We start from the raw sequence: 14,518 nt of genomic DNA on the forward strand, positions 1-14,518 counted from the left end.
CAGCGCGTCCATCCCCGTCCCGATCAGTCCCGGACGGTCATCCGGTCAAGCTGCCAGATGCTGCGGGCATAGATGACCTCTGTCCGGTAGGTGCTGGACGAGGCATAGGGATAAATCAGCCAGAGCGGCCCCTTGTCCCGGCGCGACATGGTCTTGCCGTCCATCGCATAGGCCAGGATCGGACCGCCCTCGACCGCGTCCGCAACGGGTACGGTGACCGCGTAATCGTTGATCGCCCGGGCGTCGATTTCCTCCCCTTCGGCGCCAAGGTACTCCAGCAGGTCATCCAGTGCGACACCGGTGAATTCCGATGTGCCGGCCGTCCAGATCGTGTCGGTCGTGATGGTGGTTTCGCCGATGTCGCGCAGCATCTGCAGATCCAGCCGGGCCCTGCCTTCGCCATTGGTGCGGGCAATCGCGCCCTCGACCGTCAGGATGACGGGGCCGTGGGGTTCGGGCAGATGTTCGGCCGACGCGGCGCCTGCCAGGGCGATGGTCAGGGCAAGGGCGGCGCTGGCGACATGCAAATTCGGAAACGTCATCATGAATCGGGTCCCTCGGGCTTTGAAATGGATCTTGGCACAGACCCTTTAACAGAGCATGTGCGATTTGGGATGTGCGCCCTATCCGTCGGGATAGGCATTTGGCCCGCCCTCGCGCCACTGAGCCGCCCCTTTCCCCATAGCGCCGGACCGTGTCTTTTCGGTCCACGCCCCGGCGACGCGACGCTTAACTTCGCACTTACGGGCATACCCTATCTTGGCGCTCCACGCTGCGAGGACTCAGCCCATGCGAATACTGATTGCCGACGATCACGACCTGCTGCGCGACACGCTGGTTGCCTTCCTGGGGGCCAGCGACGGGTTCGAGATCGGCACCGCCGCCAGCTTTCCCGAGGCCTGCACGCGCATCCGGGAGGACGAGGCCTATGACCTCGTGTTGCTGGACTACAAGATGCCCGGAATGCAGGGACTGGACAGCCTGCGCGAGGCGATGGACATGGCGGGCGGCCAGCGTGTCGCCCTGATCTCGGGCCAGGCCACACGCGAGATCGCGGAACAGGCGCTGGAACTGGGCGCGGCAGGATTTGTGCCCAAGACGCTGCCCGCGAAATCACTGGTCAACGCCGTGCGCTTCATGGCGATGGGGGAGAAATACGCCCCGATCGACTTCATGACGCAGGCCGACAACAGCGACAGTCCAGCCTTGGCGCAAAAGCTCACACCGCGCGAGCTCGACGTGCTCAAGGGGTTGGGACAGGGGTTTTCCAACAAGGAGATCGCCCGCGACCTGGGCCTGACGGAACCGACGATCAAGCTGCACATGAAAACGCTCTACCGCAAGCTGGAGGTGAGCAATCGTACGCAGGCGGCGCTGGCCGCGCGCGAGGCGGGCGTGTTCTAGGCGCGTGGCCCGCGCGCCTCTGCCATGACGCGGTAGACCTCGCGCCTCGCACGGTTGATCGCACCCAGCGGACGGTGGGCGGGCAGGCTCATCCAAGGTGAAAACCGCAAGGTCTCTGCCCGGGCGCTCCGGTCGGCGCTGTCTTCTTGCCGGGGCAACACGATCTCGGCCACGGGCACGAAGGCCGCACCGGCAGCTTCCCAGTCGACACGCGCATCCTCGACCGGGTGGCGGGTGGGATCGTCCTGCATCACCACGCCGAAAGTCATGCGCGCCTCCTCGGCGTCCAGCGCCTGCCAGAGCCGCCTGCCCAACCCGTCCGGGGTCTGCACCGGATCGGCAGGCGCCCCCTGCCCCTGGACCTTGTATTTTACTGCCAGGTCGCCCAGCCGGTAGGGCGTGGTGCTGTGATATGTCAGCGCCAGCAACGAGCCCACGCGCCGTCCGGCAAAGCCACGCGCCGCCCGCAGAACGGGCCGGTGAAAGAGCCCCAGCATCGTCAGCCCGCGCAAGGCACGCCACAACCGCAGCGGGCTGCCCCCCTTGCTGCGCAGCGCCTGCACAGGCAGGAAATGCCGGTTGAAGGGCATGTAGTCCCCCATGTCCTTGCAGAAGTAGACCGGGTGATCGACCAGAACGAAGTCCTGTTCGCGCATATGTCCCTGCCCCGGCTGCAGTTTCAGGCCCGGTATATCCAGCAGCTTGATCGCCATGCCGCGCACATCACGCGCCCGGTCGTCCTGTTGGCCGCCATTGGAAAAGCGCACCAGGCAGGCGTGGTCCGCCCCCGGCTGAAACACGCCCTGCGCCAGCGACGGCGGCAGGTCCGGCCGCACCCGGAACCGGCCCTGCAACAATGCGTGATGCTTGGCATGCTGTCCGCGTTTCACCACGCCATCCCGCCGCCAGAGTGTCTGCAGATTGGCGCGTGTCAGGTGCAGGATCTCTGCCGCCTCGCCCGCCGGAATGCGCTCATCCCCCATCAGAGCGACTTGAGATAATCGAGCAGCAGCGCCTTTTCCGCGTCGGGCAAATCCGTGCCCCAGAGGTGCCCGCCATTGCCGTTGCCGGTCAGTGTCGTGTCCAGTTCGAACCCCGTCTCACAGGTAAAGCCGACCCGGTCCGTGTCCAGCACCGTACATCCGCGAAAGAAGGTGACGGGCCGCGTGTCTGGCGGCGACAACAGGTCTGCCAGCGTCGGGACAGAACCGTTGTGCAGGTAAGGCGCCCGCATCCAGATCCCGTCCAGCGGCATGTTGGCGTAGCCGTCAGTGGTCCGGTAGTTGTGGAACCGCCAAGAGTACTTCTCGCCCACGTCGCTGAAATAGCTCACCATTTCCGCATCGAACAGGTCGGTGCGCTGAGGATCCGTGCCCAGAATCGCAAGGGAGGTCACCTGCCCAAGGCTGGGGCTGCCCGGATCGTGGCAGGTGTCGCAGCCCTCACGCTCGTAGATCGCGCGGCCCTGCGCCACCCGGTCCGCGTCCAGGGGCAAGGGCCAGTCCGGCGAGGGAAACGCCATCAACCAGTCCGAGACCCGCTCGATCGACCGACGTTCCAGCAGCCAGTCCGCCGCGCCCCCGGCCAGCGCCGCCGAGATGTTGCGCTCGTCCAGGGACCGGTTATTGCCATCCCAGTGAAACCAGCCGTCGGTGCGCAAGCGCTGGTTCCAGACCGAGGGGAAATCGACCACCCCGACACGGCTGTCGCCCGACGGGTTCAACCCCCAGCGTTCGCGCCAGAAATTGCCCGCATCCGTGCGGCCCGGCCCGTGCGGCGGACGGCCGTCCATCCAGGCCAGCCGGGCCTCCAGCGTCGCGACCTCCTCGGCCAGCCGGGGAAAGACCACGCGACGCAGCACAAGCCTGTCAAACCAGCCCAACGGCCGCCCGTTCGCCTCTGCCGCCTCGATCACCGCATCGGGGGTCAGCCGGGGGTCCTGCGCGGCGCCGGTCAGGAACCGGATATAGGCCTGGATATCCAGCGCGTTGTTGGGCGCGCCCAGAACCAGGTGCCGCGCGCCGTCGATTTCGTAGGTCGAGACATGGCAGGTGGCACAGTTGAACCCGACCCGGTCAACCCCGATGCGACGCACGGAGACACCGATGGGAAGATCCCTGCCCTCTTCGCCGAGAAAGCCGAACCCGGCGTACCCCTGCGGGAGTTCCCCGGCAAAGATCGTGGGCAGTTCGCGCCAAATGGCATAGGGAAAGCCGTCGACCTCGGCCCCTATGGATCCGTACTTGAAATGCTCCACCACGTCCTCGAAATGCGTGGCGGGCCAGGGTTTTATGGTCAGGCGCTTGTATTCCAGGAACAGCGCGGATCCCAGAAGGGCGAAGAAGACGATGAGCAGCAGCTTTTTCATGATACATCTTTGGCGCGAAAAAATTTGGACATAACTCCTTAAAGCTGCCACACTTGGCGTCATTAATGAAGGTCTTATTGAAAGGGGCGCGGCTATGGGCACGGCCTCGGCGGGGGCACCGCACAAGGGATTTCGCATCGACTGGGCGGTCTGGCGCCGCACCTTCCTGCAGCTGACCTGCCTGCTGGTGGGGGCGATGATGTTCTATCGCGGGCTTCTGAACCTCTTTGGCTATCCCTCTCCCTGGGTCTCGCTGTTTCCGGGCACCCCGATCCTTGGCGCGCTCTGCCGGGTGCCGGAGTACTGGGAACGCTGGACGCTGGGGCCGATCTTCATGGGCGGCGTGTTCGGCATCGTGCTGATGTGGCGCGAATTGCGCATCGGCTGGTGGATCTTCACGGCGCTGAATTTCCTGGTCGGCTACTGGTTCATCTTCATTCTCGAGGACATCTGGCAGCACCACGTCCTGCCGCATATCGTCTTTTCCGCCGTCTTCCTGCCCTTCTACCCCGGCATGAAACGGTCCGAATGGCTGGCGGCGCGGATCAACGGCCTGCTGGCGCGCATCGCGGAACTGGCCCTGTCGCAGCTGACACGCCCCTGGGTCGCGCGGCTGGTCGAGGCGGTGCCGTTCCTGCACCGCAAGCTGAACGCCCTGCTAATCAACCGGATCGTGATGCAGGCGCGCCCGCGTCCACATCCCTTTTCGACGATGGCGCCCTATACCTCCTGGTCCAGCCTGACGGACAGGACCTGGGCGGGCCGACACCTGGGCGTCAGCGAAATCGACCAGGACAGCCTGCCGGGATGGAAGGGCGAAGCAGGTCTGAAACCGCTCTTCGAACGCCCGGACGGGACACAGGTGCTGTGCCCGAAATCCACCTGCCTCTTTCCCAGTTTCGCGCAGTACCTGACCGACGGTTTCCTGCGCACGGTGCCCGAAAGCATCGGCGGCGACACCCCGGACCCGGACCGACGCAAGCGCAACACCTCGAACCATGAAATCGACCTTTGCCCTCTCTATGGCCGCACCCCGGAACAGACCCGCCTTCTGCGGGTTCCCGACCCGGACCATGCCCATCGGGGGATGCTGCGGTCTCAGAGGATCGGAGGGGAGGAGTTCCCCGAGTTCCTCTTTGCCGACGGAGAGATCCGGCCGGAATTCGAAGGGCTGGACCCACCACTGGGCCTGACCGACCTGCTGAAATCCTGCGCCTCGGACGATCCGGCCACCGCCGCGGGCGCCCGCGCCTTTCGCGACGCGCTGTTTGCCGTGGGCGGCGACCGGGTCAATTCCGTGCCGCAGGTGTCGATGATGAACACGCTTTTCCTGCGCGAACACAACCGCCTGGCGCACGAGATCGGCGCCCGGCACCCGGACTGGGACGACACCCGCGTGTTCGAGACGGCGCGCAACGTGGTCGTCGTGCAGTTCATCAAGATCGTGGTCGAGGATTACATCAACCATATCGCGCCCTTCGCGCTGCACCTCATGGCGGATCCCTCGGTCTGCTGGCACGCGCCTTGGAACAAGGCCAACTGGATCACGACGGAGTTCAGCCTGCTCTATCGCTGGCACGCGCTGATCCCCGATGCGATCACTTGGGGCGGGACGGAACATCCGGTGGGCCGCAGCTATTTCATGAACAACCTGCCGCTGATCCAGACCGGGCTGAAACGCGGGTTCGAGGACGTGAGCGCCCAGCCCGCCGCCCGCCTTGGCCCGCGCAATACCAACGACAACCTGTTGAACATCGAGTGGGATTCGATCCGACAGGGACGGATCTGCGAACTGGCCTCGTACAACCGTTACCGCGGCTACCTCGGGCAGGCCCCGGCAAAGACGTTCGACGAGATCAGCAGCGATCCCGCGGTCGCCGCCCAGTTGGCGCGCGCCTACCGCTCGGTCGACGAGGTCGATTTCTTCACCGGGATCTTCTGCGAAGACCGGGTGCCCGGATCGCCGCTGCCCCGCACCATCCTGTCCTTCGTCGCGCTGGATGCCTTTTCGCAGGCCCTGCCCAACCCGTTGTTGTCGGAACATGTCTTTCCACCGCCGCCCGGGTTCGACGGTGACCCGGAGATGGAACACCCCACATTCACCCGCTACGGCTGGGAACAGATCGGAGCCTGCGGATCGCTGCGCGACATCATCGCGCGCAACGTCGAGGCGCCGGAGACGCTGGCGTTCATCGGCATGACCCGCCCCGGCTGGCAGGGCGAGTAACCCGCCCTCGGCGACGGCCAGCAAAAAAGCCCGCCCCTTGCAGGGCGGGCCTTTGTTTCAGTCGGGCCGCGTGTCCGCAGCCGCTATTGTCGGTCGGTCTGGTGCCTCAGGCGACCAGCGCGACCTTCGCCTTATCACCCGCCGCTTTCTCCTCATCGAAAAAAGCGTCGTGCAGGCTCTTGATGGCCTTGGCCATATCGTCCCGTTCCAGGATGTACTGGGTGTCCACGTTGCGCGGCCCCTGGCTTGCACCGACCGAGTAGATGCCCGCCTGGGCAAAGCTTTCCAGCCCGCGCTGCAGCACCGACAGACCGCTGAGGTCGCGGCCCACGACCGAGACCAGCGACAGCTTGCGCGTTTTGATCTCGGCATGCGGATACCGCTCGGCCAGGTCGGCTTCGACCCGGCGCAGCGACTTCAACGAGGTGTCGACATAGTGCGTCACCGTGTTGGCGTTCGAAACCTTCGACACGATGCGAACATTGTGGCGGGTCAGCGCGTCGAGGATCGAGGCGTCATAGCCCTTCACCCCCACCATGTCCTGTTCGAACACCTCCAGCGCGATCACGTCGAGGCCGGTCACGATCTCGACCCCCGGCGTCTCTGCCGGCTGGTCGTCGATCAGCGTGCCCGGATCGCCCGGATCGAAGGCATTGGTGACGCGCAGCGGCACATTCGCCTGGCGCAGCGTCTTGGCCGCCGAGGGGTGGATCGCCTCCATCCCGAGGTTCGCCATCTGGTCAGCCACGTCGTAGTTGGTCCGACCCAGCTTGCGCACCTTGTCCTCGCCGACGATCTTGGGATCGGCGGACGACAGGTGAAATTCCTTGTGGATGATCGCCTCGCGCGCGCCGGTCTGGGCAGCAAGCTCGGAAAAGGTCACCTCGGAATAGCCGCGGTCGAACTCTCGCATCAGGCCTTCGCGGCACTGTGCGTAGCCGGTCACGATGGGCATCTCGGTCTCGGGGTCGATCCCTTCCATGCCACGGTCCAGCCGTTCCTGCAGCGTCACCTCGCCATCGTCGCGCCAGCCGGTCAGGTCGACCAGCCGTGCGTTCACGCCGGCACGTTGCAGGAGCAGAACCGCCACATGTGCCGAATGCGCCTCACCGAGGCCGGACAGCAGCTCGCGGATGTGCAACAGATGCGCGTTCAGGCGGAAATGGCCGTAGGAACATAGGCGCTGCAGGTCGATCAGGCAGTTGCGTGCCCCCTCAATCCGTTCCTGAACAAAGTTGGTCGCCTGCTCGATGTCGCCGGGGTGGTCAAGCACCGCCTCGTGCGCCTCGATCATGGCGTCGCTCACGCGGCTCAGCGCCTCGTGCCAGCCATGATCGTCCTCGGCGTTCGCGAACCGCGCATAGACGCCGTCCTCGCCGGTTTTCTTGTGTTCCAGCAGCAGGTTGGTGATGCCACCAAAGGCCGAAACAACAAAGACACGACCATAGCGCGCTTCACCGTCCTTGAGGAACAGCGTGTCGCGCAGGTCAGCGAGGCGGGACATGCTTGTCCCGCCGATCTTTTCAACAGTGTGGGTCATGTGTTTAGGCCTCCACCTCCTCGGGGGCGGCATAGGATCCATCTTCGCGGTGCACTTCCTTGCCGGTCACCGGCGGATTGAAGCAGCAGGCCATCCAGAGTTCTTCCTCGGCCCGCAGCGTGTGCTTGTCGTGCTCGTTCAGCGCATACATGGTGCCCGGCTTGATCTGGTGGGTCTCGCCGGTCTTGAGGTCGGTGATCGACCCCTTGCCCTGCATGCAATACACGCTCTCGAAGTGGTTCTTGTAGTGGAACGTATGCTCCGAACCGGCTTCGAGGATGGTGACATGGAACGAAAAGCCCATGCCGTCATCGGCCAGCAGCATGCGCACGCTGGTCCATTGTGCATCGGAGACGACGCGCCCGGGTTCGTTCTTGCTGATCTCTTCGAAATCTCTGACGATCATGACTGTTACTCCGCTGCAATCTTCTGGGTCGACAGCACGGAACGCGCCGCGTCGATCAGGATGTTCAAACCATCCTTGAGGGTTTCGTCCGGTGTGGTCAGCGGGGCCAAGACCTTGACCACCTCGTCCTCGGCACCCGAGGTTTCGATGATCAGCCCGTTTTCAAAGGCTTCGGCACAGATCGCCGCCGCCAGGTCACCCGACCCCACGTCCACGCCGCGCATCATGCCGCGGCCCTTCAGCTTGGCGTCCGGGATCATCGAGGCGATGGTTTCCAGCCCGTGTTCCACGGTCTGGGCACGGCGCTTGATGTCCTTCTGGAATTCATCGTCGCTCCAGAATTTTTCAAGAGCCACGCGGGCAGTCACGAAGGCATGGGTGTTGCCGCGGAAGGTGCCGTTGTGTTCGGCGGGCTTCCAGATGTCCAGCTCGGGCTTGATCAGCAGAGCGGCAAAGGGCAGGCCCATCCCGCTCAGCGACTTGGCCAGCGGGATCAGGTCCGGCTCGATGCCCATCTCCTCGAAGGAGAAGAAGGTGCCGGTCCGGCCACAGCCCGCCTGGATGTCATCGGCGATCAGCAGCGCGCCGTGTTCCTTGGCCAGGCGTGCAATGCCCTGCATGAACTCCTTCGACGCGGCGTTCAGGCCGCCCTCGCCCTGCACGGGTTCGATGATGAAGGCCGCCGGTGCATCGACGCCCGAAGACGGGTTGCCCAGCATCTGCTCGATGATGTCGAGGCTGTCGACATCATCGCCAAAGGCGCCTTCGAACGGCATATGCGTGGTGCCCGACAGCGGCGTGCCGCCGCCGTTCCGCTTGCCGGCATTGCCGGTCGCGGCCAGAGCGCCCATCGTCATGCCGTGGAACCCGTTGGTAAAGGCGATGACGTTGGTCCGGCCGGTCACCTTGCGCGCCAGCTTGATCGCGGCCTCGACCGCGTTCGTGCCGGTCGGGCCGGTCATCATGACCTTGTGGTCCATGCCGCGCGGCTTGAGGATCAGTTCCTCGAAGGTCTCAAGGAAACGCGCCTTCTCGCCGGTGTGCATGTCCAGGCCATGCGCAATCCCATTCTGCGACAGATGGTTCATCAGCGCGCATTTCATGTCGGGATCGTTGTGACCGTAGTTCAGCGAGGAACAGCCGGCCAGGAAGTCGATGTAGGTCCGGCCAGCGGCGTCGGTCATTTCCGAGCCGAGCGCAGTGGTGAAGACGGTGTCGAAGCTGCGGCAATAGCTGCGCGCCTCCGACTCCCGTCGTTTGAAGATCGTCGGGTGAAAGGTCTGGGAAGACATTATGTGCTCTCGTTCTGTGTGAGGAATGTGGGCGAAGGGCGCGGGGCTCAGGCCGCCTGCGCCATCTCTTCGGCCACCTTGATGGTCACGAGGTTCTCGGTCTTGTGCCGTTTGTTGAAGTGCAGCGACTGCGTGTAGTAGGGCTGTACGTCCAGGCCGCGGCCCATGCGGCGCGCGAACTTGCGGAACAGCGCCCAGGAGGCGTCATTGTCACCCGTGATCGTGGTCTGCATGCGGGTCACGTCCTCGCAGACGTCGCGGTTCAGGATCGTCTGAAGCATCAGCCCGCCAAGACCCATGCCGCGCGCCTTGTCGGACACGGCGACCTGCCAGACGAACAGCGTGTCCGGCTCGTTGGGCAGGACGTAGGCCGAAACCCAGCCCACGATCTCCCCATCCAGTTCGGCAACGACGCAGGTGTCGGCGAAGTGATCGCACTGCAACAGGTTGCAGTACATCGAATTTTCGTCGAGCGGCTTGCACGAGCGTACCAGCTCCCAGATCGCCGCCCCGTCTTCTGCGGTGGGTACACGCAGGCTGGGCAGGGACGAACGGGCGATATCGCGCGGATGTTGCATAGGATGAAGTCTCCTCGTTTGCTTTGGATGTCGAAATAGCGTGCCGCCACTGACATTTCAACTGGCAAAGCAATTTTTATCCAATTTCCGCCAAATATGGCCTCATGCCCGCCCGATCTGGCCTTATTTAGCTTAGGATGGCAAAGCACTATTGCCTTGAATACCCCGTAAGAGACCTATATCGTTAGTCATGCTAATCAATGGAACACTGATGGACCGCGTCGATACCTGCCTGATCGCAATCCGCCGAATCCTGCGCGCGACCGAGCTTTACGGGCGCGAGTTGAAACAGACATCCGGCATCACGGCGGTGCAGTTCCGGGTCCTTCAGATCATCTCTGAACGCAGCCACGCGACCGCCAAGGAAATCTCTGTCCGGATGCGCGTGTCGCAGGCCACCGTGACCTCGCTGGTGGACAAGCTGGTGCGCCAGGGCATGGTCGTCCGTGAGAAATCCGAACAGGATCGACGCCAGACCAACATTCACATCACCCCCAAGGGCCGCCAGACACTCGACGAGGCGCCCGACCCACTGCAACAGCGCTTCGTACGCAAGTTCGACGCAATGGAGGACTGGGAGCAATCCATGCTGGTTTCCAGCCTGGAACGGGTTGCCGCAATGCTGGACGCCGAGGATCTCGACGCCTCGCCCGTTCTCGACACCGGAGAGCTCAAGCGCACGCTGGATCACTGAGGGCCGATTACACGCCCGGCCCTGATCCGGTCCCCCTCAGGCCCTGCCGGCCCGGGAACAATTGTCCGGCAGCTGCGGCCCCGCCGACAGCAGGTCGACAAGCCCACAGTTTCCACGCACCAGGTCATCCAGCGTCACCATGTCCAGTTCATGGTAGAACGCCTCGAGCGCGCGGATGACATAGTTGCGCAACCGGCAGACGCCGGTCAGCGGACAGGTGTTGTTGTCCGGATCGAAACACTCGGCAAAGGGGATGTCGGTCTCAAACAGGCGGAACACCGCCCCGATCGAAATCCGGTCCGCCGGTTTCGCCAGTCGCAGCCCGCCCGCGCGCCCGCGCAGCGTCTCGATGAAGCCCTCGGCCTGCAATTGCTGCACCACCCGCGCCACGTGGTTGAGAGAGGCGTTGCAGTCACGCGCAATATCCGAGGTCCGCACCAGCTCGCTGGCGTTGACGGCGCAATACATCAGCACGCGCGCGGCAAGATTGGTTCGTATGGTCAGGCGCATCTTGTCTCTCGTCCTTACCTTCCCATTATTCCGTACCCGTGATGTGGATTTCCTTGATCCAGATCAGGTCTTCCACCTCTTTGATGCGCTAGGGCGGGCTGAAACGGTACGAAATGCGTGCGCATGACTCAGGATTCCAGGACAAGGGCCGAGCGGTCCAGCCGCATCGGCGCAGCGCTTTCGCTGGGCGCGGCGCTGGTCTGGCCGGTTCAGGCCGTGCTGATCGCCCGCGTGCTCGCCGACCTGCTGACCGGGTCGGATGGGCTGTCGCCGCTCTGGGCCGCACTGGCATTCCTGGCCCTGGCGGGCCTGCGCGGGTTACTGGACATGGCAGCGCAGGGCATGTTGTCAGGCGCGGCTTCGGCCCAGATTGACGCCCTGAGGACAGAGATCCTGACGGTCGAAACCGCTGCTGCCGCGCCGTCGCGCAGCGGCGGCGCCGGGGCCATTGCCGCCCTGCTCACCGAAAAGCTGGAGGCACTGCGCCCCTATGCCTTGCGCTATCGCCCTGCCCGCCTGCGCGCGACCGTCGTGCCGCTGCTGATCCTGGGCATCGCCGCCTGGCACAGTTGGGCCGTGGCACTTGTGTTGCTGATGGCGGGTCCGCTGATCCCCCTTTTCATGGCACTGGTCGGCTGGGCCGCGAAAGAGGCCAGCGCCCGCCAGATGGGAGAGATCGGCGCCCTGAGCGACCTTCTGGCCGACCGGCTGGCCGCCCTCTCCGACCTGCGCCTGATCGGAGCGGGCGACGCCGTGGTAGATGGGTTCGCCGAGGCCTCGGAGGAGCTGCGCCATCGGACGATGGCGGTGCTGCGGATCGCCTTCCTGTCCTCTACCGTGCTGGAACTGTTTTCGGCCCTCGGCGTCGCAATGATCGCGGTCTGGGTCGGATTTTCCCTGCTGGGAGAGCTGTCCTGGGGCACCTGGGGCGCCCCTCTGGCGCCTTTCGCGGGGATCTACCTGCTGCTGCTGGCGCCCGAGTTTTTCCAACCCTTGCGGGATCTTGCCGCCGCATGGCACGACAAGGCCGCCGCCGATGCCGTCAAGGATGAGCTGGTCCACTGGCGCGAGGAAACCCGCCCGCAGAGGCTGGGGCGCGGGGCGCATGACACGGCCCCCCGGTTCGCCGGGCTGCGCTGGCAAGGCCTGTCCCTGACCCGCGAAGGCCGCGTGTTGTCCTGGCCCGACATGGCCATAGGTCCGGGCGAGAGCGTCGCCATCACCGGCCCCAGCGGCGTGGGCAAGACCACGCTTTTGCGTCTGCTCGCCGGGTTGGAGGTTCCGGACACAGGGGCGATCCACCTTGGCGAGAGCGCGCTGACGGACTATACCGCCGATGCTTGGCGGTCGCGCATCGGCTGGATGCCGCAGGCCCCGCATTTCCTCAACCGCTCACTGCGCCACAACATCGCCTTCGGCGCCCCGCTGGACCCGGACGCGCTGGACCGTGCCCGGCTGGGCACCGTCCTCGCTACCCTGCCCCGAGGCACGCTGACGCCCCTGGGCGAACGCGGCGCGGGCCTTTCGGGCGGAGAGGCGCGGCGCGTCATGCTGGCCCGGGCGCTGCACGGGGCGCCGGACGTGCTGCTGGCCGACGAACCCACCGCCGATCTCGACGCAGAAACCGCCGGGGACGTGATCGAGGGGTTGATGGGTTTTGTCGCGCGGGGCGGCACGCTGATCGTGGCCACCCATGACCCGCGCCTCTCCTCGCGCATGGCGCGCAACCTGGTGCTGGAGGCCGGGACATGACGGCACTCTTCCGCATCACCCGCCTGCTGCTGCAAGGCGAGCGCCGCGCTTTCCTGCGCGGCTTTGCGCTGGCGGTGACGGTGCTCTTGATGGGGGTGGCCCTTCTGGGCCTCTCGGGCTGGTTCATCACCGCCGCGGCGGCGGCAGGTCTTGCCGGGATCGGTGCGGTGTTCAACGTCTTCGGCCCCTCGGCGATGGTGCGTTTCCTGGCGCTGGGGCGGACGGCGGCGCGCTATGGCGAGCGGCTGGCGACCCATGATGCCACCCTGCGCGCGCTGTCCCGCCTGCGGGTCCGTCTGTTGCAGGGATTGCTGACCAGCCCCTATCGCGCGCTGGAACGGTTGCGCGCCAATGCCTTTCTCAACCGGGTGACGGCGGATATCGACGCGCTGGACGGCGTGGCGCTGCGCCTGCTGCTGCCGGGGCTGGCAGGCATGGCGGTCATCGCGCTGGCCGCGCTGGCACTGTGGGTCCTGGTGCATCCTGCGGTCGCGCTGGTGGTCGGGTTGGGTTATGCTATCCTGCCCAACCTGGTTTTCCTTTTGGGGCAAAGGCTTGCGCGCAGGTCCTCACGCCGGGCCGAGGCCGCGATGCAGGCCACGCGCAGCCGGATGATCGACCTTGTCACCGCGCGCGAGGACCTAACCGTCTTTGGCCAGCTTCAGACCGCGCGCGCTCATGTGGCCGAGGCCATCTCCCGCCATGCCACGGCACAGGACAGGCTGGACGGGCTGGAACGGCGCATGGGTCTGGGGCTGGACCTGACCGGCGCGGGCATCACTGCGCTGGCACTGGGGATGGGCGCCTCGCTGGCTCAGGCCGGAACCATCACCCCCGCCGAGGCCGCCATCGGCATCTTCGTCGCGCTGGCGCTTGGGGAAACCGTCGCCCCGGTGCGCCGCGCCCTGACAGAGATCGGGCGCATGATCCCCGCCGCCCGCCGCGTCGCCCCGGCGCTGGCCGCGCCGCCAGCGGACAGGCGCCGCGCCACGCCCGACACCCCGATCCTGCGCCTGGAACAGGTTACCTATCGGCGCGGCGACGGCGCCCCGCTGTTTGCCCCCCTCGACCTGCTGCTTGGCCCCGGAGAGACACTGGCCCTGACCGGCCCCAGCGGCGGTGGCAAGAGCACCCTTCTGCTGATGGCCGCCGGGCAACTGACCCCCGACATGGGCCGCGTGACATTTGGCGGGCATCCCGTCATCGACCTGCCCGACGAGATCCTGCACCAACATATCGCGATGGTGCCACAGCGCCATGCGCTGATCGCGGGCACGGTGGCAGAGAACCTGCGTCTTGCCGCACCAGAGGCAACGGAGGATGCGCTTTGGCAGGCCCTGAAGGCGGTCCACCTGGACCGGACCCTGGCCGACCGGGCCGGGCTGGAAACAAGGCTGGGCTTTCGTGGCGCCGGCATGTCCGGGGGCGAGGCCCGACGGCTGGTCCTGGCCCGCGCGCCGTTGCGGCGCCCCGCCCTTTTGCTGCTGGATGAACCGACCGAGGGGCTGGACAGTGCCACGGCACACGCCGTCCTGACCGGCCTGCGCAGGGCCCTGCCCCGGACGGCGATCCTGATGGCCGCACACCGCCCGGAAGAAACCGATCAGGCAGACCGCCTTGTGCCGCTGACCGCAACAACCTGAGGCAGTTTCTTGTACTCGGCGCTCCCTCGAATTTATTCCGCTTTTGTGATACGACTTTTGATCCAGATCAACAACACATAGCACATCAGGAATATAACTGCCGA

At 65.4% G+C, this 14,518-nt stretch carries 13 protein-coding genes; 5 read left to right on the plus strand and 8 right to left on the minus strand.

All coding sequences use genetic code 11. The features are described from left to right. Positions 1–23: 23 nt before the first annotated feature. The gene (locus PVW46_RS26890; protein ID WP_308421219.1) at positions 24–545 is read right to left on the minus strand and encodes a putative pterin-binding protein; all 522 of its coding nucleotides are present in this window, start codon (positions 543–545) and stop codon (positions 24–26) included. Between the two features lie 244 nt (positions 546–789). Here PVW46_RS26890 and PVW46_RS26895 point away from each other — a divergent pair, with 244 nt between their 5' ends. Beyond that, a complete protein-coding gene (locus PVW46_RS26895; protein WP_069208814.1) occupies positions 790–1,404 on the plus strand; it encodes a response regulator transcription factor in 615 nt (204 codons plus the stop codon). Here PVW46_RS26895 and PVW46_RS26900 read toward each other — a convergent pair. Both PVW46_RS26900 and PVW46_RS26905 read right to left on the minus strand, forming a co-directional pair. Continuing rightward, a complete protein-coding gene (locus PVW46_RS26900; RefSeq protein ID WP_069208813.1) occupies positions 1,401–2,387 on the minus strand; it encodes a catalase in 987 nt (328 codons plus the stop codon). The two genes, PVW46_RS26895 and PVW46_RS26900, sit on opposite strands and share 4 nt — an antisense overlap. Further along, positions 2,387–3,772, minus strand: coding sequence for a c-type cytochrome (locus PVW46_RS26905; RefSeq protein ID WP_069208812.1), 1,386 nt, complete (start codon positions 3,770–3,772; stop codon positions 2,387–2,389). Before PVW46_RS26905 ends, PVW46_RS26900 begins: the two co-directional genes overlap by 1 nt. Before the next feature lie 94 nt (positions 3,773–3,866). On the opposite strand from PVW46_RS26905, the gene PVW46_RS26910 reads away from it, so the two are divergent. Next, positions 3,867–5,999: a peroxidase family protein gene (locus PVW46_RS26910; RefSeq protein WP_274578254.1), complete on the plus strand. Its 2,133-nt coding sequence runs from the start codon at positions 3,867–3,869 to the stop codon at positions 5,997–5,999. A 106-nt stretch (positions 6,000–6,105) separates the two neighbouring features. Here PVW46_RS26910 and PVW46_RS26915 read toward each other — a convergent pair whose 3' ends face one another. The 4 genes from PVW46_RS26915 to ectA are packed head-to-tail and all read right to left on the minus strand — an operon-like array spanning position 6,106 to position 9,815. Beyond that, positions 6,106–7,539, minus strand: coding sequence for an aspartate kinase (locus tag PVW46_RS26915; RefSeq protein ID WP_069208811.1), 1,434 nt, complete (start codon positions 7,537–7,539; stop codon positions 6,106–6,108). 4 nt (positions 7,540–7,543) lie between these two features. Beyond that, entirely contained in the window at positions 7,544–7,945 is a 402-nt protein-coding gene (locus tag PVW46_RS26920; protein WP_043143407.1) for an ectoine synthase, read from the minus strand. Between the two features lie 5 nt (positions 7,946–7,950). Next, the gene (gene ectB / locus PVW46_RS26925; RefSeq protein ID WP_069208810.1) at positions 7,951–9,237 is read right to left on the minus strand and encodes a diaminobutyrate--2-oxoglutarate transaminase; all 1,287 of its coding nucleotides are present in this window, start codon (positions 9,235–9,237) and stop codon (positions 7,951–7,953) included. A 47-nt stretch (positions 9,238–9,284) separates the two neighbouring features. Then, entirely contained in the window at positions 9,285–9,815 is a 531-nt protein-coding gene (gene ectA / locus PVW46_RS26930) for a diaminobutyrate acetyltransferase (protein ID WP_069208809.1), read from the minus strand. 211 nt (positions 9,816–10,026) lie between these two features. Here ectA and PVW46_RS26935 point away from each other — a divergent pair, with 211 nt between their 5' ends. Next, the gene (locus PVW46_RS26935) at positions 10,027–10,509 is read left to right on the plus strand and encodes a MarR family winged helix-turn-helix transcriptional regulator (protein ID WP_043143744.1); all 483 of its coding nucleotides are present in this window, start codon (positions 10,027–10,029) and stop codon (positions 10,507–10,509) included. Between the two features lie 36 nt (positions 10,510–10,545). Here PVW46_RS26935 and PVW46_RS26940 read toward each other — a convergent pair whose 3' ends face one another. Next, complete coding sequence (locus PVW46_RS26940; RefSeq protein ID WP_069208808.1) at positions 10,546–11,019, minus strand: RrF2 family transcriptional regulator; 474 nt, start codon at positions 11,017–11,019, stop codon at positions 10,546–10,548. A gap of 123 nt (positions 11,020–11,142) precedes the next feature. Here PVW46_RS26940 and cydD point away from each other — a divergent pair, with 123 nt between their 5' ends. Together cydD and cydC are read left to right on the plus strand one after the other, a co-directional pair. Further along, entirely contained in the window at positions 11,143–12,771 is a 1,629-nt protein-coding gene (cydD, locus tag PVW46_RS26945) for a thiol reductant ABC exporter subunit CydD (RefSeq protein ID WP_069208807.1), read from the plus strand. Beyond that, positions 12,768–14,414 (plus strand): thiol reductant ABC exporter subunit CydC, encoded by a 1,647-nt coding sequence (gene cydC / locus PVW46_RS26950; RefSeq protein WP_069208806.1) that lies wholly within the window; start codon positions 12,768–12,770, stop codon positions 14,412–14,414. Before cydD ends, cydC begins: the two co-directional genes overlap by 4 nt. Positions 14,415–14,518 lie beyond the last annotated feature (104 nt).

Origin of the sequence: Mameliella sp. AT18, from assembly GCF_028807275.1 — a bacterium.
GTDB classification, from domain to species: Bacteria; Pseudomonadota; Alphaproteobacteria; order Rhodobacterales; family Rhodobacteraceae; genus Antarctobacter; species Antarctobacter albus.